This is a genomic window from Roseofilum sp. Guam, from assembly GCF_017746735.1.
In the GTDB taxonomy this organism is placed as follows: domain Bacteria; phylum Cyanobacteriota; class Cyanobacteriia; order Cyanobacteriales; family Desertifilaceae; genus Roseofilum; species Roseofilum reptotaenium.
The window spans coordinates 60810-82015 of the sequence record NZ_JAGHZN010000001.1 but is presented as its reverse complement, the minus strand read 5'-3'; the positions used below and the strand labels follow the sequence as shown (position 1 = coordinate 82015).

Annotated in this window: 20 protein-coding genes; 7 read left to right on the top strand and 13 right to left on the bottom strand. The window is 44.5% G+C overall.

Annotated features, from left to right (window positions below; translation table 11 throughout):
* Positions 1-13: 13 nt before the first annotated feature.
* Complete coding sequence (locus J7529_RS00310) at positions 14-916, bottom strand: DUF1822 family protein (RefSeq protein WP_318727339.1); 903 nt, start codon at positions 914-916, stop codon at positions 14-16.
* Entirely contained in the window at positions 903-1661 is a 759-nt protein-coding gene (locus J7529_RS00305; protein WP_271937501.1) for a sigma-70 family RNA polymerase sigma factor, read from the bottom strand. The genes J7529_RS00310 and J7529_RS00305 overlap by 14 nt, the downstream gene beginning before the upstream one ends.
* 198 nt (positions 1662-1859) lie before the next feature.
* Between J7529_RS00305 and J7529_RS00300 the strand changes: the two genes are divergently transcribed.
* Entirely contained in the window at positions 1860-2063 is a 204-nt protein-coding gene (locus J7529_RS00300) for a hypothetical protein (protein ID WP_271937502.1), read from the top strand.
* A gap of 125 nt (positions 2064-2188) precedes the next feature.
* Here the strand turns inward: J7529_RS00300 and J7529_RS00295 are convergent, their stop codons facing one another.
* The 3 genes from J7529_RS00295 to J7529_RS00285 all read right to left on the bottom strand — a co-directional run bounded on the left by J7529_RS00295 (position 2189) and on the right by J7529_RS00285 (position 4034).
* The gene (locus J7529_RS00295) at positions 2189-2587 is read right to left on the bottom strand and encodes a DUF1499 domain-containing protein (protein WP_318727338.1); all 399 of its coding nucleotides are present in this window, start codon (positions 2585-2587) and stop codon (positions 2189-2191) included.
* Positions 2588-2668: 81 nt separating this feature from the next.
* Complete coding sequence (locus J7529_RS00290; protein ID WP_271937505.1) at positions 2669-3448, bottom strand: ABC transporter permease; 780 nt, start codon at positions 3446-3448, stop codon at positions 2669-2671.
* A gap of 22 nt (positions 3449-3470) precedes the next feature.
* On the bottom strand, positions 3471-4034 hold the full coding sequence (locus J7529_RS00285) for a GNAT family N-acetyltransferase (protein ID WP_318727337.1): 564 nt from the start codon (positions 4032-4034) through the stop codon (positions 3471-3473).
* Positions 4035-4115: 81 nt separating this feature from the next.
* Between J7529_RS00285 and J7529_RS00280 the strand changes: the two genes are divergently transcribed.
* A complete protein-coding gene (locus tag J7529_RS00280) occupies positions 4116-5795 on the top strand; it encodes an alpha/beta hydrolase (protein WP_318727336.1) in 1680 nt (559 codons plus the stop codon).
* A gap of 21 nt (positions 5796-5816) precedes the next feature.
* Here the strand turns inward: J7529_RS00280 and J7529_RS00275 are convergent, their stop codons facing one another.
* A complete protein-coding gene (locus J7529_RS00275) occupies positions 5817-7217 on the bottom strand; it encodes an NACHT domain-containing protein (RefSeq protein WP_271937593.1) in 1401 nt (466 codons plus the stop codon).
* A gap of 68 nt (positions 7218-7285) precedes the next feature.
* Positions 7286-7846: a pentapeptide repeat-containing protein gene (locus tag J7529_RS00270; protein ID WP_271937508.1), complete on the bottom strand. Its 561-nt coding sequence runs from the start codon at positions 7844-7846 to the stop codon at positions 7286-7288.
* Positions 7847-8045: 199 nt separating this feature from the next.
* On the opposite strand from J7529_RS00270, the gene J7529_RS00265 reads away from it, so the two are divergent.
* A complete protein-coding gene (locus tag J7529_RS00265; RefSeq protein ID WP_271937509.1) occupies positions 8046-9596 on the top strand; it encodes a SagB/ThcOx family dehydrogenase in 1551 nt (516 codons plus the stop codon).
* Between the two features lie 70 nt (positions 9597-9666).
* Here J7529_RS00265 and J7529_RS00260 read toward each other — a convergent pair whose 3' ends face one another.
* On the bottom strand, positions 9667-10089 hold the full coding sequence (locus J7529_RS00260) for a hypothetical protein (protein ID WP_318727335.1): 423 nt from the start codon (positions 10087-10089) through the stop codon (positions 9667-9669).
* 251 nt (positions 10090-10340) lie between these two features.
* Here J7529_RS00260 and J7529_RS00255 point away from each other — a divergent pair, with 251 nt between their 5' ends.
* Positions 10341-11666, top strand: a complete 1326-nt coding sequence (locus tag J7529_RS00255) for a M16 family metallopeptidase (protein ID WP_271937514.1) — start codon at positions 10341-10343, stop codon at positions 11664-11666.
* A gap of 59 nt (positions 11667-11725) precedes the next feature.
* Positions 11726-12592, top strand: coding sequence for a fructosamine kinase family protein (locus J7529_RS00250; RefSeq protein WP_318727334.1), 867 nt, complete (start codon positions 11726-11728; stop codon positions 12590-12592).
* Positions 12593-12682: 90 nt separating this feature from the next.
* On the opposite strand, the gene J7529_RS00245 is transcribed toward J7529_RS00250, so the two are convergent.
* From J7529_RS00245 to J7529_RS00235, 3 genes are all read right to left on the bottom strand, one after another.
* Entirely contained in the window at positions 12683-13279 is a 597-nt protein-coding gene (locus tag J7529_RS00245; protein ID WP_318727333.1) for a DUF3226 domain-containing protein, read from the bottom strand.
* Entirely contained in the window at positions 13279-14367 is a 1089-nt protein-coding gene (locus tag J7529_RS00240; protein WP_318727332.1) for an AAA family ATPase, read from the bottom strand. Before J7529_RS00240 ends, J7529_RS00245 begins: the two co-directional genes overlap by 1 nt.
* Before the next feature lie 131 nt (positions 14368-14498).
* Positions 14499-15215 (bottom strand): hypothetical protein, encoded by a 717-nt coding sequence (locus J7529_RS00235; protein ID WP_318727331.1) that lies wholly within the window; start codon positions 15213-15215, stop codon positions 14499-14501.
* A 295-nt stretch (positions 15216-15510) separates the two neighbouring features.
* Between J7529_RS00235 and J7529_RS00230 the strand changes: the two genes are divergently transcribed.
* Complete coding sequence (locus J7529_RS00230; RefSeq protein ID WP_318727330.1) at positions 15511-17022, top strand: DUF3370 domain-containing protein; 1512 nt, start codon at positions 15511-15513, stop codon at positions 17020-17022.
* A 55-nt stretch (positions 17023-17077) separates the two neighbouring features.
* Here the strand turns inward: J7529_RS00230 and J7529_RS00225 are convergent, their stop codons facing one another.
* Both J7529_RS00225 and J7529_RS00220 read right to left on the bottom strand, forming a co-directional pair.
* The gene (locus J7529_RS00225) at positions 17078-19192 is read right to left on the bottom strand and encodes a pentapeptide repeat-containing protein (RefSeq protein ID WP_318727329.1); all 2115 of its coding nucleotides are present in this window, start codon (positions 19190-19192) and stop codon (positions 17078-17080) included.
* Positions 19193-19421: 229 nt separating this feature from the next.
* Complete coding sequence (locus J7529_RS00220; protein WP_318727328.1) at positions 19422-19727, bottom strand: hypothetical protein; 306 nt, start codon at positions 19725-19727, stop codon at positions 19422-19424.
* A gap of 292 nt (positions 19728-20019) precedes the next feature.
* On the opposite strand from J7529_RS00220, the gene J7529_RS00215 reads away from it, so the two are divergent.
* Positions 20020-21198 carry a glycine betaine/L-proline ABC transporter ATP-binding protein gene (locus tag J7529_RS00215; protein ID WP_318727327.1) on the top strand — a complete coding sequence of 393 codons (1179 nt, stop codon included), beginning with the start codon at positions 20020-20022 and terminating at the stop codon, positions 21196-21198.
* Positions 21199-21206: the final 8 nt, after the last annotated feature.

Sequence of the window (21206 nt, the reverse complement as noted above, 5' to 3'; positions counted from 1 at the left end):
TCTAGCACTCGATCTAAATCATAAACCATTCGGTCAGACTAATATCCCCAAGGGCAACCTTGACTGAAAAGCGATCGCCACGTTCAGCGCTAAAATCGAGTTGCATAGATTTCGTCCTTCGAGAAGAGGCTTGCATGACGACCTCATCTTGATCGTCTAAAATGGATAGTTGCAGGTCTGAGGGTAAATGAGATTGGCTTCCCAGGGGATAGACTTGAACAGAAATATCAAATTCTTCATTCGCCATCGGATGAATACCCATGAATAATCCGATTGGCTTACCTTTGGGGTCTAATTGTAGCTTTTTTCCCCGTTCACAGAGGGTAGGGGCAGAAGCGGTAGCACTGGGACTTCTAAAATTTAAGGCCAGTTGGGGTTCAGAGGTTGAGCATAATTCCCTCCAAGTGCGCCAACCGGATTCAACAATATTATCTAACCATTGGGTGAGCATTACAGGATACAAGTGTTCCAAAAGGGTATCCAGGGGATAAAATTCAGTTAATGGGACTTCTGAGTAATAGACATGAGGTAGATATCCGATAAGTGTAGCTTCCGTGAGGTCTGAGTTGAGTTGAATGGCAATATAGGCTAGGCGCTCGCCCCAAGTATCTGGAGGAATAACACACCGAGATTCTCCCGGTAAAACGGGACGACATTCGACCCGACCTTTGCCCTCAATCCATAAGTCAGCACTATTAGAAAGTGATTGTAAAATCAGGTTACTACTGTCAGAGGCTTCCCAATTAGGAGCAAGATCAAACCATTGTAAGTAAGTTTTCACTGCCTGAATTGCTAATGTATTCAGATAGACCTGTTTCGCCTTACGGGGATCGGCTTGATTTTGGGAGCATATGGATGCCTGTTCATGGGCAGTCAGGGTTAAGGGAATTGCGATCGTAGGATTAGTTTTCATCATCGTTTGAGTTGGGGATAGGTTGGGACAAAATGTAGGTTTGAATTTGGTCAGAAAACTTAGCTAAACACCGATGATAAAACCGATTTAGCGTTGCTAGGGGAATTCCCAATTGATCGGCCGTTTCTTGCCAGGAGTAACCTTCAATTATTCTCAGGGCTAAAAATTGAAAATTAGCAGAGGGTTTTCCCATCACGTGCGTCTTCTGAAAGAGTCCGTCTGGATCGACACGAATCGATGCAATCACCTGTTCCGAGACTAAGGGCATTCGTTCTGGATAGATTTGTTCTAAAGTGACGGGATTTTCGGCTTGATTAAACTGTTTTTCTAAGTCATCAATGCTGAGTCTTTGCACGCCCCTAGGAATGCTTTGCAAAACCCAACGAGAAGCTTCAATGAAAAATCGTTTTTCTAAGAGATAGTTTGCCCATTGCAAGACTTCACCTTTATCCGGATCGTAATCATCAATCCGGTGGCAAAGATGGTAAAACAGTTGCTGTTTAGCTTCTGCATAAATCTCTGCATAGTGGTTCTTAAATTGATTACGCCTGGGTCTGGCTAGTTGATTGGAGTCGATCAGAGTCCGGATTAGTTGTTCCAAAAGCTGCTTCCGGTACAGGCTTCCAGGAGGATGTTGTTTGGCGGCGATCGCCAAGGGTTTCAACGTTTGGTCTAACTCTGTTAAGTCTGGTAACTCTGCCATGCCTTCCGTACTAATGAGAGAACCTCTAAGGATAAGGTGCTGCATGACACCTCTATAGGGTTCTCAGTTTTTTCGGGCGGTTTTTATGCAGACTTTACAAAAATTTACATTTTAATAGCTCAATATTACGTTTTGTTACAATTACTGCCAGTTTTGCATAAAATCCTAGGGATTTTTCTGAGAGATCTAATGAAGGCCTCATTAAGCTTTCCAGGTTTTGGTGTTCTCTAGGAGTTCCGTCCCATGATTTTGATTCGCGATCTTGTCAAGCAAACCCTGATGACTGGATATCTCTCACGCACGACTGAAGAGCAGCTTCGATATCTTCTCCAATGTACGCACTACGGAATTGAAGATGTTCAAGCCTTTTACCAACTCCAACGGGGAGTCTTAACTGGGAGCGTTACACAAGAGTCTCGTAGTGCGCTCTATAGCGCTACGCGCTGATAATGGGTAACGATAATGGGTAATGGGAGAGATATACCCTTAACAAGGGGCCCTCAGCCCCTTGTCTCCCAAGGATCGATGGATGGTTCAGGTTAAACAGAAATGGCCTCAAGTGTGATTGAGCTTTAAGCAAACAAGCTGCGAATCTCTTCGATACGTTTGCGGTTGACTCCTAAATCTGATTGACCTAACCGAGAAGCCGATCTCACCTGGATAACTTGGGCTGTTTGATCCAGATAAAATTCCACATCATCGACATATCCCATAAGCTGGCTGGTAAACTCAGCATAAAGATAATTCTCTGATTCAGTAATCATGGCAGTTCGGGGCATTTTCTGGATAATTGATTTCAGTTTATTCAGAGCTTCTGAGGGAGTGCCCGCATAGGAGAATGGTTGAATATAATGTTGAGTATCTGTGGTTTCACATTGGCTACAAACACAATTGGGAGAAGATGGACAAGGGGCAAGTTTTCCTTCTTTAACGCCTAGATTAGTGGGCCGTTTTCCAGCAAATGAGAACATAAAATTAGAAAAGATGATTCCATGCAGACAACTTAGGTATGCTACCATTCCAGGAATAACTTTTAATTTTTAATTTTTGATTTAACTAGAGGCACTGGTATAGTAACGTAAAGCGAATTTCCAGAAGGCATTGGATAGGATTAATAAGGCGATCGCCAGCAGTAAAGAACCGATGAACCACGTTATGTTGATCTCTCCTAACAGTGCTTGGGCGGGAACAGTCGTTAAAAAGGCAACAGGAACGACAAAGGTAAAGAAAACCCGATAGGCAACGGGATAAGCGATAACTGGATAGCGTCCAGCATCTAAAAGTGCTCTGAGTACTTCTGTAATATTATAAATCTTGACAAACCAGACGCTAGTTGTACCTAGAAGAAACCACAGGCTATAAAGAATTAAAATACCGAAAAATAGGGGAAATAAGCCTAAAATGAAGTCAGAGATAACTAAATTAAGCCGATTCCCCGCATAGAGAATAACCCCTAAGCCGAAAGCTACATCGGGTAATCCCCAAGGGGAAATCATCCGTGTCGAGAGCCAAAATTGGGTGCTAATGGGTTTGAGCAGCACAAAATCTAGGGTTCCTTTTTCCACCTGGTCTACGATGCGATTGAGATTAGGTGCAAGAAAGGCATTAGAAATGCCTTGCAGCAGGGTAAAAAATCCCATCACCAATAAAGCTCGTTCCCATGACCAACCGTCAAATGTATAGCCAGTTCGGTAAAATAAAAACAGTCCAAAGATTCCACCAACAAGATTACCAAGACTGGTGAGGGTGGCAATGGCAAAATTCAGGCGGTATTCAAGTTCAGCGGCAATGGAAGTTGTCCAAAATAACTGAAGTAGCTTAATATGTTGCATTACTTAATCGATTTTAATCGCTTTAAATTTCGCGGTAAATGATTGTTCTTTGACAAGATTTGAGATTCAGAAACTCTTCATCATCGATCACTCCAATAATTGAGAACCCTTGCTGATGATGGAAGTTGAGTGAACGATGATTGGTAATGGGTTGGGTGACAATAAACCCCGATAAGACTGAACCGGGAAGAGTTTTATAGAGAAACCGATACAGAGACTGGGCAACTCCTTTTCCTGTCCAACCTGGTTTAGTGACTAAGACTTGGATGTAGTAATGGCGATCGCTCATGAGGCGATCGCTATAATCTTCTCCTGTCCAGCGAATCGTTTCCAAGATCTGGGGTGTAATTTGGGGTTGCGAAAGCGCCACCAAGCCCACAATTTCTGCTTGCTCCTCTGGTGCTAAAGTGGCTAAAAAATAACGAGTTCCCTGCTTCATATGCTCATGAACTTGCTCCTGAGTAACTTCTGCCAGTAAGAAACCCCCACTAGCATCACGGATCTGAGTACGAGCTTGGGAACTATGAAGATCGGCAATCGCTTGAATATCAGAAGTCTGGGCTTCTCGGATGTGAAAATGATTCATAACCCTATTATACGAAGGTTATTTACTTTATGACACTTAAAGCACTTTAGCATATCATTGAATGGTGTTGAGGAGGAAGCCATGAAGATCAAGTCAGTCCTAATGAGAACTATCTATGGATTATTTCTATTGGCATTAAGTTTATTTCCCTGGTCACAAAGACCAGCCAGAAGTGCAGAGAAGATGTATTTTACCTATGGTCCTTTAGAATTTGCGATGTCGGTAGATGCTCTCGATACGTTTGCGAAAACGGGAGAAATTACCCCAGATTTCAAGTTTTATGCCCAATTTCTGGAACCCGAAGATCTTCAAGAGTTACAATTATTACTACAACAAAAGTTTAATTTAAGTCCGGTAGCAGTTTCTCAGATGACTTATACTGCTATGGGAGAAGAAGTTTTGAAACGCTTAGGATATTTGGTACAAACTCAAAAGCGTCAAAATGGGTTTTATGCGCTCAGATCTGCCTTAATCTTAGCTGCCGATGATCCAGAAGGATTAACGTTAGTCAACATTATGCGTTATTTTCCCAGTCAAGGGATTCGGATTAATACTGGTGTGGTTTTTGAATTGCAGAACCTATTAAGCACGTTTTTTCAGTATCGAGATTCTACGGTACAAACGATTATTGAACAAGCAAAGACAGAGGCGACTTTAAATCCGATTGCTGAGAGTCTACCGGATATCCTGAAACTTGGCCCCTTCAGGGTTCGCGAACAGAATTTAATTGTCAAAACCCGAGATTTTTTAGAGTCAGATATCGATCTCTATTTACCGGAAAATCAAGATCAAGCGGTCCCTTTAATTGTCATTTCCCATGGATTTGGCTCGACACGGAGCAATTTTGTTTACTTAGCTCAATATCTTGCCTCCTATGGATTTGCGGTTGCTATTCCTGAACATATTGGTTCTAATTTAGCGTATCGACAAGCTCTCTTAGAAGGGCTGTTGAATACAGAGATTTATCCCAATGAATTTGTCGATCGCCCCTATGATATTAAACTTTTATTAGATGAGTTGGAAAAATTACAAGCTGAAGGAGTGACTTGGTCGCAAGGCATTAATGTGGAAAATGTCGGCATCTTAGGTCACTCCTTGGGCGCAACAACAGCATTATCCTTAGCTGGAGCAGAGTTAAATCGAGAACGTATGCGCCAGGAATGTACGTTGGATAATCCCATGTTAAATGTATCGGTACTCTTGCAATGTCGAGCTAATGAGGTCAATAGGGATGAGCAACAGTTACACGATCCTCGTGTTCGAGCGGCGATCGCTGTTTATCCTCTTAGTAGTGTGATTTTTGGCCCAGAACAAATTGGTCAAATTGATGTGCCTACCCTACTAATGGCTAGTAGTCATGATGTAGTGACTCCCGTGGTGACTGAACAAATTTATCCTTTTTTATGGCTGAAACACCCAGAAAAATACTTGGCGTTAATGGTTCCAGGGAGCCATTTTTCCGTCAGTGCCCCCACCGAAAATAATAATCCCTTCGCCACAGAATCTGCTCAAGAAAAACCCAGAGATAATACTGTGGGCATTAATGCCATGAAGAGCTTAAGTTTAGCCTTCTTGAAAGTCTATTTAGCTCAAGATGACTCTTATTTACCCTATCTGAGTGCCAGTTATGCCCAAACTCTGAGTGCAGAAACCCTACAACTGAATTTAATTCAGTCCTTAGACGCTGAACAATTAGAGCAAGCCTATGGACAAGAATTACCGATTCCAGTAGTTCAGCCCATCAGTCAGAGTAATGAGTAATGAGGGAGAGTATGATAAAGTTTAGATCTTAAATTCTTCAATTTGGGCAAAATGTTCCTGAATCAGTTGATGGGGAAATTGATAGCGATCGCCAATTTTTTGAATCAACCCCTTACTACTGGCATAGTTCAGAAAGCGCCGATTATCCCAAGGCATCAGATCCTCGCGATAGAGCTGATATCGAAGCATAAACGTCCGCAATGACGGCAAGCTAATTAGAATCCCCAGTCCTGCCAAAACGGTGCCCAGAATTAAGCTCATCATTAACCCTAACCCTAATCCTTCAACTAAAGCAGCAATAATCACCCCACAAATTGCGCCAAATAACAAAGCTGTTGCTATACCCACTCCAATTTGGTAATGCCGATTTTGTTCTGGGGCTTGGAAATAGCCAGCATTCACATCCACGCTCGCAAAATTGGTGCGATTTTCCTTTTGCATCCATTTGGCTAAAGCAATTAACCAATGTTTGGTCTCTTCTGGTTTGGGTCGTTGCTCGGAACGATACCATTGCCGTTCGTCAGAAGGTAGATCTTGGGCTAACAAACGACGTAAATAGGCATTGAAGAGATAGCGATATTGCTGCTCCGAGTCAGAAATTCTCGCCCAAGCATGGATTAAAATTTCTTCATCGGCTAGGGTCATTAAGTTCAAAAAAAGAGGAGTTTTAGCTAATGACATAAGTCCCTTGTATTCATGTAAACTATGCCACAGCTCTCGACTTCTGGCTTGGAATAAATAGTCTTTAATCTGTGTGGGATTGAGCGGTTTTAACCAAACGGCTCCTTGAAGTTTTAGCCGAGTAGGACAGCGCTTATAGGAATCAATTCTTGATCCTAGGATGAGATGGAGAGACTGTTGGGTATTGGCTCGGAGTTCTTTAATCGCTTGTAGGGTTTGATTTTGACGATCAAACGATAGGGTATCTAGATTATCTAAGATGACGAGAATTTGTCCTTGAAACAACCATTTCTTCGCAACTTTACGAGGTAGTTCATACTTGAGGAAACTTTGCTCAATCAACCAAGCGCTTAAGGTATATTTGTACCATTGGGATAAATCAAACAGTAGGGGAATCGGTTGATGGTTATAGGTTTGAGCGCGGGCAATCGCCTCATCTGCCAATTCTAATAACGTGGTGGTTTTCCCGCTACCAATATTGCCGAGCACGACCCAAACGCCTCCCGTCTGATCGAACAGGTTAAAGGGGCTGGTGCTGGGGTCTAATTGGGTGGTGGGTGAACCACTCAGTTTCACCTGAATATCCCCCGGCCGTCCGACTCCTAATGGGTTTGGTTCATTACTCAAAGCAGTGAGTACCTGATGATGTAAAGATTGACTCAAATGCGCCTGGACATCATGGCGTACCTTAAGAAGGAGCTTGTGTCGAATCCGAGTCTGCTGGCGATCGCCAAAAGTCATGATCAATTAACAATTAACAATGGGTCTTGGTTGGTTATCCTAAATCATCGTCAACCTTTAAGCTGCCGTCAAGAATCTGGATTTGAGTCTCGATCTTCCCCTAGGGGACGATGACCATCGGGTAGTACCGTCGTTGGATCAACAATGGCATCTGTCAGATCTGCACCCTGCGATCGAAATAAATCGCATCGTTGCAAATTGGCCTGCTGGAATTGAGCCGATTTTAGTTTTGCCCCTCGAAGGTTAACCCCGTAAAGATTTGCCTTCTCTAGATTGGCATAGGATAAATCTGCATTTTGCAGGTTAGCATAGGATAGATCTGCGCCTCTTAAGTCGGCATAACGAAGATTAGCCCGAGACAAATTTGCCGATCGCAGTCGAGCCTGGGATAAATTAGCCCCATGGAGTTGAGTATCGCTCAATAAGCTCCCTTCTAAATCTACATCAGCTAAATTCCCTTGACTTAGATTGCTATAGGGCAGGTAAGCTTGAGTTAAGTTACTCCCTTGAAAATTAATTTTCCTTAAGTCGGCATCAAACAAGTTCAGTTGCACTCCCTCAATTCCTTCAAAATCCCGTCTTCCTTGTGCATATTGTTTGAGTAGAGCCTCTGAGCTGATTTTCTCCATTTTGCTTGTTATCTTGGAAACAGTCTATGATTTACTGCTTGATGCCAAGCAGTCCTAAAACGATAAGTAAAAATGCTTATTAAATGGCCAAAATAACCTACCCTATTTTTGTGCGAATTTTAGGGTTTCATAACTTTTTTTTAAGATTTGTAACGTAACAGGCATTTCTGTTTAACATTATCTTCATCTGCAACGGCCCATGTCTCAACCCAACTCTCCTTCCCACTCGATCGCTCAACACTATCATCAACGCACCAAATACGACCCGGACACAATTGGTCAGAAAAGCCAGGGACTCAACTGGGAAGATCAACCCATTCCCTTCAAAGAGTATAAACTGGGAACCTCTATTGACCTCAAGCCCTATCTGAGTCCCGATACCCATGAGCAAGACTGGCAAAACTTATCCCGGTTCCTCCTGTGTAGCTATGGCATTACGGCTAGGGTTCCCACCCTCATGGGTGAATCCTTCTACCTGCGTTCAGCTCCTTCTGCGGGAGGATTATATCCAGCCGAAGTTTATCTGATCTCCCAAGGTACATCCCTACTCAAACCTGGTCTCTATAACTATCAGTGCAAAACCCATAGTCTACTCCACTATTGGGAGAACCCAGTTTGGGAAGGCTTAAAAACGGCCTGTTTTAACCATCCTGTCCTCAACCAAACTTCTGTGGCGATCGCCCTAACTGCCGTCTTTTACCGCTCTTCCTGGCGGTATCAAGACCGCGCCTACCGCCGAATCTGCCTGGATAGCGGCCATCTCTTAGGCAACCTTGAACTCGCTGGAGCGATGTATGGATATCGTCCCTATCTCATTGGTGGATTCACTGACGATCTGATCGATGAACTCCTCTATCTCAATCCGGAAACAGAAGGAACCCTCGCCATCCTGCCCCTAGTCCCCTACACTAAACCAGACATTCCTCCACCGTCTCCTCCCAGCGCTCTGCCCTCCGAGACACAAACGGACTATCCTACCCTTCCGGAAGGAAAGCTCTTGGAATACCTGCATCAAAGTACCCGCATCTCTGCCAACCCTCTTCCCAAACCCGATCTCACCCCCCTAGACTCAGAGGATAAATACAATTTTCCTTTTTGCTTAAAAGTTTCCACCACCAGCCGACCTCTCAACTTGGGAGACTTAGGGAGTACGCCCCCTCGGGCTACAGAGGAAGCCCCTTCCCTAGAAAATACGATCCTCCAGCGTCGTTCTACCCGTTCGTATACAGGCGCTGACCTATCCTTAGCTGAATTACGGGCGCTTTTAGACTTTACGTATCAACCCCAAAACTATCAAGACCAGTATCTCGATCCCACTCCGGACTATTTCGACCTCAGCTTATTAGAAACCTTTCTCGCTGTTTCTGGAGTGAATGGATTAGAAGAAGGATGTTATTATTATGCTCCCAGAGCGCAAGAACTGCGGCAAATTCGATTTAAGAACTTTCGCCGAGAGCTACATTATTTGTGTTTGGGACAAGATTTAGGTCGAGATGCCGCCGCAATTATTGTTCACACTGCTGACTTAGGGAAAGCGGTAGCTAAATATGGCGATCGCGTTTATCGTTATCTCCATATGGATGCCGGTCATCTTGGACAACGGGTTAACCTAGCTGCCATTCACCTCGGCTTAGGAGTCAGTGGGATTGGTGGTTTTTTCGACGATCAGGTCAATGAAGTGCTGGGAATTCCTGTCGATGAGGCTGTCATCTATATCACTACCCTAGGTCGTCCGCGCCGGTTGGGGTAACTCATCTCAAATTCTGAGAGGTTTCCTACAGTTGGCTGACACTTCAGACGTGAAGGATTGCCATCTTTAGCTAGATTTGATCCGGATCGACTCCCAGTTGCTGTAGGCGATCGCGTAATTGTTCAATGGTGGCTTGGGTATCATTCGCTCGTTGCTGTAGGCGATCGCGCTCTAACTCAGCCGCATTTGCTCTTTGGCGCTCCAATTCTTTATCGAGTCGCTCCCGTTCCTTTTCCAGGCGTTCGCGATCGCGCTCTTGCACCACATCCAGATAGGTTCCTAACTGCTTGCCCTCTGCGGTTAATAACCGTAACTCTCCTGAAATTGTTGTCAAACTTACGCCCAACTTGGGACTTGTCCAGCCCTCCATCGGCGTGATTTCCTGCAATATTTCCCCTTTTCTCAACCACCCTTCCAGTCTATTTCCTTTGGGGTTGTAAGCATAATACTCCTCTACTCCATGGGTTTGATAAAACTCAAACTTTTTAGTCATCACTTTCTAGATAGAGAGAGTCTTCTTCAATGAATGGAGTTGTTGGTTTATCTACCATTTCATCAGAGCCTCACGTCTTGCTTTGGCTTTAATTATAGCCGTTCTTGAGTCCGGGAGCGATCGCTACTCAGAGCCTGATCCACCTGCCCATATGCTAATTTTCCATGAAACTTATGAGTTAATACATCCCAGTTTTGGCAGAACTGTTTACCATAGAAAAAGAACCTTGTACCTTGTGATACTTTTCTTCAATGACTTCAACCTTGCTTAGGTCTGCTACTCCAGGACGGTGCATCGCTCCCACGGTGCGTCACCTGCACAATGGACTCACCATCGTCGCCGAGCAAATGCCTGTGGATGCTGTGAATTTAAGCCTGTGGCTCCCAGTCGGTTCTGCGGTAGAATCAGACCCCATCAATGGCATGGCTCACTTCCTAGAGCATATGATCTTCAAAGGAACCCCTAATCTGCCCCCGGGTGAATTTGAGCGCCGGATCGAAGAACGAGGTGCAGTTACCAACGCCTTGACGAGCCAAGATTACACCCAATTCTATATCACCACCGCGCCTCAAGACTTTATGGAGTTAGCCCCCCTACAGTTTGAGGTGATCTTCAATGCCACAATTCCGGATGAAGCCTTTGAACGGGAACGCTCAGTGGTGATTGAAGAAATTCATCGCTCCGAAGATAATCCCCGTCGCCGAGTTTATCAAAAGGCAATGGAATTAGCCTTTGAAAATTTACCCTATCGTCGTCCAGTCTTAGGCCCAAAAGAGGTGATTGAAAGCCTGAAACCGGAGCAAATGCGAGAGTTTCATCAGCAGTATTATCAACCTCACAACTTTACTGCTGCGGTGGTAGGGAATTTGCCGGTGGACGAGTTGATTCAAATTGTGGCTGATAGTTGCACGCTCACGGTATCTGGGGAACGGTTGAAAGCTTCAGAACCGGTTGCACCAAGATTAGGGCAGTTTTCAGACACTGCCCCTTTTAATGGCTTAAGCGAAGCGCCTTTTACAAGTATTGAACGCCGAGAGTCTGTCGATCCGAGTTTGCAACAAGCACGGTTAGTGATGGTGTGGCGGGTTCCGGGTGCTTTAGCTCAGGACAAAACCTATGCGTTTGATATTCTCAGTGCGATTCTCTCTCAAGGACGTACTTCTCGGTTAGTCCGTCAGTTGCGAGAAGAGCGGAAGTTAGTGTCTAGCGTGATGGCAGCCAATTTAACGTATCATAGCCAAGGGTTGTTTTATGTGGCGGCTCAGTTGCCGACGGAGCATTTAGCCGAAGTGGAAGAGGCGATCGCCGAACAAGTTGGTTTTCTCAGCCATAATCTGCAAGCGTCAGAACTGCAACGCATTCGCACTCAAGTGGCAAACCGATTTGTCTTTGGAACGGAAACACCGAGCGATCGCGCTAACTTGTACGGTTATCATCAAGCCATGCTCCAAGATGTCAACCTTGCCCTCAATTATCCGACTTGCATCCGTTCCCTAGAGCTAGAAGATTTGCAAGCGGCTGCCCGCTCCTATCTTTCTCCAGAAGCCTATGGTATCGTCACCATAAGACCTAAATAATTAACGATTAACAATTAATAATTAAAATAATTATTGATTGTTAATTATCCAACCAAGCCATGTGGAATTTAATTGCCAATCGCATTAGTGAAGTGACCAACCAATCCTTTGAAATTCAATCTCATCGATCGGTCGGTGGGGGTTGTATTAATCAAGGGTATCAAGTTCGGGGAAGGGATCGTGTCTATTTTGTGAAACTCAATCGCGCTGTAGATATCGAAATGTTTGACGCTGAAGCCTTGGGTTTAAAACAAATGCACGATACCCAAACGATTCGTGTTCCCACCCCTATTTGTACCGGAGTCGCAGGCAACTCAGCCTACATTGTCTTGGAATGGTTAGAATTCGGGGGTGGAATGTCCAAATCTTGGGAAGAAATGGGGCGACAACTGGCGCATTTGCACAGCGCCAAGCCACCTCGCCCAGAGTTTGGCTGGGATGGCAATAATACGATTGGTTCAACTCCTCAAATCAACACTTGGACAGCGAATTGGGTTGAATTTTATCGGGAGCATCGATTAGGATATCAATTCCGACTGGCTAAACGGCGAGGAGGGCATTTTCCCCAAGAGAAGGAACTGTTCGCTGCGCTTCCCGAACTGTTGGCCAATCATCACCCCCAACCCTCTTTAGTTCATGGGGATTTATGGTCGGGAAACGCGGCTTGTACGGTGTCTGGAGAACCGGTGATTTTCGATCCAGCCACTTATATTGGCGATCGCGAAGTCGATTTAGCGATGACTGAATTATTTGGCGGTTTTCCTGCCTCTTTTTATCAGGGCTATCATCAAGTTTTGCCGCCCAATCCCGGTTATAGTGTCCGTAAAACCCTTTATAATCTCTATCATATTCTCAATCACTTCAATCTTTTTGGTGGTGGTTATGGTTCTCAAGCCAACAGCACGATCCGCCAATTATTGCGATGAGAATCTGAGGAATTCATCATTAATCATTAATGGCATTGTGGGGTATGTTGCGTTAAACGAAGTGCAACCCAACATACTGCCATGAGTATTTCAGAAAATTTGCACAAATTCAATTAATCTTTCACAGGCTGAATGTTCCCAGTCAATATAGCCTGCTTGCGCCGCTTCTCCTAAACGCCTATCGGGTTTATCTTGACTTGCTAACCATGCATTAACTTTAGCCTTAGAAAAATTATGGATTCTTCTACTTGTAGAGCTTTCCATACAACTGATAAACTCTTCAATACAACTCATTTCCTTATCGGAGAGTGTCTTTAAGACTAAATCTTCTAGCATTCCAGAATTTTGATGATCGGGAAGGATAAAATAGTTAATTCTTAAATCACTGCTGACATTCGGATAACCCCGAAATTCAGAAATCTGTCGTTGGATACTTTGAGATTTAGACGTAAATGAAGCATCTGCATCACCGGTAATCCCTAAAGCCACCACACTAGAAAAGCCAGGGATTAAAGGAGCAGCTTTTAAAAACTGCTTTAAATTATCTTTTCCACCATAAACCTCGATCTGAATATCTTTAATTTGTAAATACTTAATCAACCCAGAGAAAAAGAATTGTTCATCCTTCCCTTCACCAAGGATGACTCGTGGCTTGTGAAAGTTGACAGTTGGGTGAGTCTGACTCATTAGCGCATCTCCAGATTTAGATCTACAGAAGTCTCTAGAGTCTCTTGGTCATAAACTAAAGATTTAATCAAAGGAGAATCTTTTTCCCGTTCTAATCTGACATAGCGAAAATCATAGGACTCAGACTGAGAAAAGGCTTGGTGAGCAGCAATAATACATTCACGACTATGGGTAGTGGCAAAAATTTGGGTATTATACTTTTGAGTCGTCAGAGCAATAGATTGCCAAACTTTTTCTAAAACTGAATAATGAATACCATTATCAATTTCATCAATTAACAAGATGCCATCGCTAATACTCATAATCGACAGAATAATTGAAAGTAGTCGTCCCATTCCTTCCCCCATTACGGAAATAGGAATTAAAGAATCCATTCCCACATCTCCATAAATCATGGGAATTCCCTCATTAACTAAAATAGCTAAACGATTTAACCTTGGCTCTAAGATTCTCAAAATATCGACAATTTCCTGTTGTCTATTCATCGCTTCTAGATCGCTAAACTTTTCGGCATCCTCACTGGGTGATATTTTTAAGCGACTACTGATAAAATAACTAACATCCAAAAAATCTATTTGTGCTTCTTCGGGTATAGTTTCTTGTTCAATACCTAGCCTCATTTCACCAATATCTTCTTTGTCTAGTGTCAGAAAAATAGTGAAGATCATGTGTTGATCGTTTTGTTTAAACTCTAATTTTAAGTCCTTGAAAAACTTTCGGGTATTCGATCTTAAACTTAAAGGTAGTATTCTGGGTGTTGAGGCTTTATCCAAGCTTAATTTCAGGTCAAAATTGATATTCTTATGATCGACTATCTTGATTTTAATATTTCGATCGGATCGTTTTTCATAAAATAGCCACTCACAAATCTCTTCTATGTTAAAATTAGGGTGACGGACAATCCCCCGGTCAAAGTTTAATCTTAGGGGTGTTTCTAGGGAATTCAAGCTGGTTGATAGAGCGATCGCCTCTAGCAGGGTAGTTTTGCCAACATTATTAACCCCTCCAATTAAATTGACTCGCTCTAGGTTAGGGATGGTGATGTCCTTAAAGCATCGAAAATTGCTAACTGTAATCTCTTTGAACATAGAAATCTACTGGATTAAACCCTCCTGGTTTGATTATATCTGAGCGATCGCCCTAGGTTCGTGGTTGCGCTGCCTTCGCTAAAATGCTCAGAGCGAAGAGAGCGCTACAACAAACTGAGTTTTCTAATGCACTACTTTTTCAACACTCCAGCTTGCCAATTTCCCTCCAATTTCGTGCCATTGGTATAAGTAAAAATGCCCCAACCCTGTTTCATCCCATTACGAAAATTACCCTCATAACGATTACCACTGGAAAAAATACAAGTGCCAAAGCCATTGAGTTGGCCTTCCCGAAATGCCCCACTACATTGGGTCCCATTGGCAAAATTCAAGGCTCCGCGACCATCAGGACGACCATTGCGAAACGCTCCTTGATAGAGATCGCCATTTTGATACACACACGTTCCTATACCATTCAACTGTTGATCCTGAATTGTCCCTTCACAACGGGTTCCGGTACTCAAAACGATCGCTCCTTGACCCAGACGCTGACCATTCTGAAACTGCCCTTCATAGCGATATTGTCGCCCAAACGAACAAACCCCATCCCCTTGCAGACGACCATTACGGAACGTACCTTGACATTGAAATCCATTACGGAAACGTAGGGTTCCTTGACCGTGAAAAATGCCCTCTACTAATTGCCCTTGATACTGAGTTCCACTCGGAAGGGTACACGTCCCTTCACCTGTTAACGTACCGCCACTAAAATTCCCTCGACAGAGAGAATTGGGGTTAGCTTGTGCGGGGAGGCTAAACCCAGTGAGGGCCGTCACTGTGGCAGAAATTAAGGCGATCGCTAACCCGTGAGCCAATCCAAATTGGGGTTGTCCTATCATCCGTTGCATTGCGTTCTATCCCACGATCTGGTCTTAATGTTCAAACTTCTCTATCATATAGGTTTAAAGTTGATCCGGTTAATGGAAAAAGTTCCATGCAGTGGCGATCGAAACTTCCCCGGATCTCGATTCAGATCCGAGAACATTAAGTAGAGCGCCAGGTACTGGTAATCGGTACGTCACCTTCTGCTGGCTCAAGCCACGCAGCTTAGATTCTCCCAAATCTAACGAAGAGGTGACTAGATCATGAGCCAAAAACGATAACACTTTCGGATATTTCCCTAATTAACCCTACTGCGAGCCTATGCTGCCATTAGTTTCTTTATTGATTTTCTCCCAAATTCCGATTCCGCCTTCTGAACCGACTCCTATACCGATCAATCCCGCTCCTCAACCGACTGCTGAACCTACCCCTGAACCGACTCCTACTCCCACACCTCCCCCTCTCCCTCCTCCAGAGCGCTTGAGTCCCCTCGAAACCATTCCCAAGCTTCCTACCTTGCCACAATTTGAATACTTACAACCGACTGAAGTTCGTCCCTTATCAGGTCAACTGGATCGGGTTCCAGTTTTTAATAGTAATAGTCCCGAACTGGTCAAAACTGAAGGCATTCTCTTATCCACATTTCCAAAACGGGGAATGCAGCACCCTCAAGCCCACCTAGATTATCCTTTAGAAGGAAGATTTGATATTTTTGCTCATCATATTTCTCGTGCTAGAACACAAGCAGAAATTCGGTCATTCTTTCAAGGAATTCTAATCTATAATCCAACGAATCAACCGATTACTCTCAGAGTGTTGGAAGGAGCCAGTTATTTAACTCGCCCCGATGCCATTTTTATCGACTTACCCGAAATTGTAGATAATCGCTTGGGAACCATCTTTTCTGGCCCTGGAAGTCGTGCTGTAGGCGATGTTTTACGGGGTCGAAAACAAGGGAATTGGCCAGATGTGACGGTGATTCAACCCGGGGAAGTTCAACAACTGATGAATCTCCCGATTCCTGCGGGAACCGTGCTTCCAACCTCCAATGGTCGCTCGACTCTGTTGCGGGTGGCAACAGATGGCCCAGTTCATGTGGCGAATTTAGCGATGCTATCCCCGAAAAACCCGGATGGTACGGAGCGTGTGCCAACCCTGCAAGAATGGCTGAGTTTATTGGTGAAGGGCACTTTATCAGGGCCAAGAGATTTACGACCGACTCCCATTGATAATAAAACCACCAACTTCCCCGCTCGGTTTATTTATGGTCGAGTGGCGGGAATTTCCCAGGGTTCACAATGGACAACGACATTAACCGATAATCCCCAATCTGAGGATTTAACGATTCCCAAACCCGGACGGGCGATCGCCTATGGCCTAAGCTTACTTCATCGCGGACGGCTGGGTACAGGGCAAATTCAAAGCGCTCCCATGTTAACCCGCTATCCAGATACAGCCTATTTTGGCCATGGGAATTATGGGGTTGAATATAATTTAACTTTGCCCCTTTATAACAATACTCAGAAAGCACAAAAGGTTACTATCTCTTTGCAAACCCCCTTAAAAGATGATGGTACGCAAGGATTATTAATGTTTCTAGATCCTCCCGAAGATCGGATCTTCTTCCGGGGAACGGTGCGAATTGTGCATCAAAATTCCCAGGGACAAGCGACAGAACGTTATATGCATTTAGTGCAACAGCGAGGACAACGGGGAGAGGCTTTATTAGAGTTAACCCTGCCTCCCGGCGATCGCCAACAGGTGCAGGTAGATTTGATTTATCCCCCCGATGCCACCCCTCCCCAAGTCCTAACCGTTAAAACAGAGAATTGATTCAGTTTCTATTTGTGAGTATTGCTCACTTAAAGGTTATCTGGATGAATGTACCCTATTCACAATTGGGATGAATTGCGCCCTGAGAACACAGATACGTCAATTGCTTTTCATCTAAATTTTGCACTTCACTAAAATCTACTCCTGCGAATCCCTCAGATTTAGTTGCAGGAGATTGTTTTTCAATAAATTCATCCTTGTTGGGTGATTTGACTATGGGTTCAAAAACCGCACCCTCGAAGTTAGCACCGGCTAATTTTGCGCCTTGAAAATCAGTATCCACTAAGACTGCTGCAGTAAAATTAGCATTTTGTAGTTGGGCACTATTAAACGTCACACCCGTTAACTGACTTTCGGTAAAATCTGCTGATTGCAATTGGGCACTGCTGAAATTGGCTTGGGATAAATTGGCATTTTCCCAAGTCGTTTCTGTGAGATTCGCAAACTTAAACTGGCTCGAAATCGCCTGCACTTGTCCTAATCGCGATCCTTGTAAGTTGGCATAAGAAAAGTTAGCATCGTTTAAGTTGGCTCCAGTTAAACTAGCAGTTTCTAAGAAAGCAGACTCGAGTGTAGCACTCGATAACTGAGCGCTACTGAGGTTTGAGCCAGTCAGTTGAGCCTCATTTAAATTGGCTTTATTCAAAATAGCGCGAATCAAATTGGTACGGCGAATGGTGACATTGGAGAGGACTGCGCCGGTTAAATCCGCTTCTTTTAAGTCTGAACCGCTTAAATCAGCAACTTCATCATCAAATGTGCCTAAGCGTTGGTCTTCTCCTGCGCCATAAAATCGGCTCCATTTTAAGCTGGCTTGGGATAAGATTGCCCCACGAAAATTAATTCCAGAAAGGTCTGCTTTTTCCATCGCCGCAACAAAGGCAACGGGGGCAGAAGTTTTGCCTAAGTCGACTTGCGCGAGAGAAAAATTTTTGGGGTTTCCCTGGTCAATGGTGAGAATTTTTACGATCGCCTGTTTGGTCGCCCGCAGACGTAAGCGGATAATGTTCTGTTGTTTTTGGCTACTCCCTGGACTAAGGGTTTCCATGTCCTTTTGCAGAGCTAGATTTGCCCGTTGTAAATAGGGCAGAGCATCCGGCCCCATGCTAAAGAGAGCCTGTTGAATGGCATCGACTAAGCGGGGGTCAGTTTCCTGAACTAATAAATCAACCAGAAATTGATAGGCTTTGGGGTCGTTGAGTGTGCCCATGGCTAAGACTGCCTCGCGACGTTTTTGGGCAGAATTGGCAACTGAGGGATCGAGATGTTGCACAAGTTCGATGAACAGTTGATTATCCTGAGCATCTCCTTCACGCACTGTGGTTTGGGATTGGATAAAAATTTGGGTTCCCACAAATGCAATTAGAACAGAACCCAAGCCTAACCCGATCGCACTCACCAGGGTAATGCCGGGATGATTTTGCATCCAACCCCATAAGCTGGATTGCTCTTTCCCCGTTTTAGGCGTAACAGCGAGAGCGCCCGGAGGGTCTTCTTCCGAACTGGTGTAGCTGATGGGTAAGGGTTCGGAGATGGGATAGGTTCCAGCAATGCGGTCATGGAAGGCGCGATAATAGCGGTCAAACAGGCCACTAAAGACTTCCACAGTCAACATTAAACCAGATAAACCCAATAGAATGGCTAGTTGGGGAAAGGCTCCACTATAGCGCCAAATGCCGTAAGCTACGCCGATGGGAAGTCCCCAACGCCCGATCGCCTCGCGCACAAAAGCCCGTCCGATACCGGGAACGCCGCCATTAAACGAGATTACCCGCACCCCTAACCAGAGTTTGGGGGAACTTTGGCCGGTGGTTCCCAGCAGATAAAGTTGCCATCCAGCTACCGCCACAGGAGCAATAAAGGCAACTGACCAGAGCAAGTTGGTGAGAGGAGAGACCTGGTTTTGGCGATCGCTCACTTGTAGAGCTAAGGTTTTGGCGATCGTCTCTTGACCAGTAGCCACCAGGGAATTTACAGGAACTGGGGATTGATTCCCTTGATTTTTGGCATAGTCCCCCAAGCCATAGGGAACGGCAGCACTCACGACGACCATAGAGACCTCAACCACCCAAGCACTAAACCGTCGTAGGGATAAGGGGGGACGACGAAGTTTAAGGGGGGGCTTAGGGAAAGAAGAGTTACTCTCTTTAGGGGCCGTTGAACTTGCCATAGGGTCGAGTCTTGAACTGAATAGAGCGCTACGTTCTGGTAATGGGTAATGGGTAATAGTGACAAGTTAAGGCAATGTGCATTTTGTAAAATCCCCAATATAGATTCAAGTTAATTGGAGAACACTATACATGGTGGTTCAGGACAGGGGAAAACCCGATTTTCCCGATTTCCTATTGCCATTCGTGCCTCTTGCCTCCTCCCCTACACAAAACTCTTTGCACTTTAACTTAATTTTGCGAGGGGTCAGATTCAATTAAGAATTTGTAACCTAAGTACAAGGCTCCTCCCAATACCGCTAAGGTAATCAGGGTAGTGACCAAGCGCAGGAACAAATTGAGAAATCCAAAGCCAATCACTACACTCACACCAGCGACCACCAGTTTACCGGTATTCGATAGACCTTGATACCATGTTTGAATTTTTGTCAATAGGCCTTTAATCGCCTCAGAGCTAAATGGGCTAGATGGACGATTGAGTTGTTCTTCGTTCTCTCGCAGACGGCGACTAGGATCGCGGGGATTTTCAGGATTCATCGGTTCTGCTCTCTAAACAAGGTGTTGATAGGCAACTCTACTAGGATAGCTCAAGGGGTGCAGAGGATGGGGAGTGAGACGGGGACGCACAGAAGAGGAAGATGGAATTGTACAAAGACATATAGTGCTTCACGCTAGGAAATAAGGTCGTGAGGATGGGATCGCCCCTGGCTATTTGACAATACGGCACGCCCACTAAAGTCGAGAAAGACCAAGTCGTCGTTTATAGTGTATACAGCAGCGCTCTAGTTAAAGAGCTATAGAGTGCTGTTGATGTTATGCTGGAATCATCATGAGTGAAACCAAAATCCACCTGGAAAATTTAATCAAAATTTACGGAAAACACCCCTCGAGAGCTTTGCAAAGGTTCCGAGAGGGGGCAAACCGTGAGATGATCTTGAAGGAAACCGGTCATGTTCTGGGTATTGCTGATGTTTCCTTGAAAATTAATCGCGGGGAACTCTTTGTAATCATGGGATTATCTGGATCGGGGAAATCAACCCTGGTTCGTTGCATTAATCGCTTGATTGAACCCACCAGTGGCAATATTTACATTGATGGCGAGGAAGTCGTCCATACGAGTCAACAGAGAATTCGGGAAATTCGTCGCACTAAAATGGCGATGGTGTTTCAGAAATTTGGCTTATTTCCCCATAAGACAGTCGTAGAAAATGTGGCTTATGGGTTGAAGGTGCAAGGAATGGGAATCAAGGAGCGCCGACATAAGGCTATAGAGATTTTAGAGCGCGTGGGATTAGCAGAGTGGCGTAATTATTTGCCCTCGTCTTTGAGTGGAGGAATGCAACAACGGGTAGGGTTAGCTCGTGCGTTAGCCACAGATGCAGAAATTTTGCTAATGGATGAAGCTTTTAGTGCCCTTGACCCCTTAATTAGGCGGGAAATGCAAGATGAATTGATTCGCTTGCAAGCTGAATTGCATAAAACGATTGTATTTATTAGTCATGATATTCAAGAAGCGCTGAAAATTGGCGATCGTGTGGCGATCATGAAAGATGGTGCAGTGGTACAAGTGGGAACTCCTGAAGATTTGGTATTAAGTCCCATTGATGACTATGTAAGTGCCTTTACGCAGGATGTGAATCGCGCTCAAGTCCTGAAAATTGGTACAGTGGCACGGAAAACCAATCCCTTAAACGGACATCAACATGCCATTGAGATTGCTCTAGAACAGATGAAGAAACAAGGACTCAATCACCTCTATGTGGTGAATGAAGATAAAGTTCCCGTAGGGTTGCTGCAAAAACAGCGCCTAGAATATGCTCTGAACAACGGCAATCAAAATTTAGTCGATCTGATGGTCGATGACTTTCCCAAAATCGAAGATTCCCATTGTTTAGAAGCGGCTTTTTCGCTGTCGGATTCCGGGATGGCGATCGCTGTCACCAATCCTGAGGGACAATTCCACGGCATCATTACCCCCAAAGAAGTATTAATGAGTATGAGTCAATAATAGGGAAT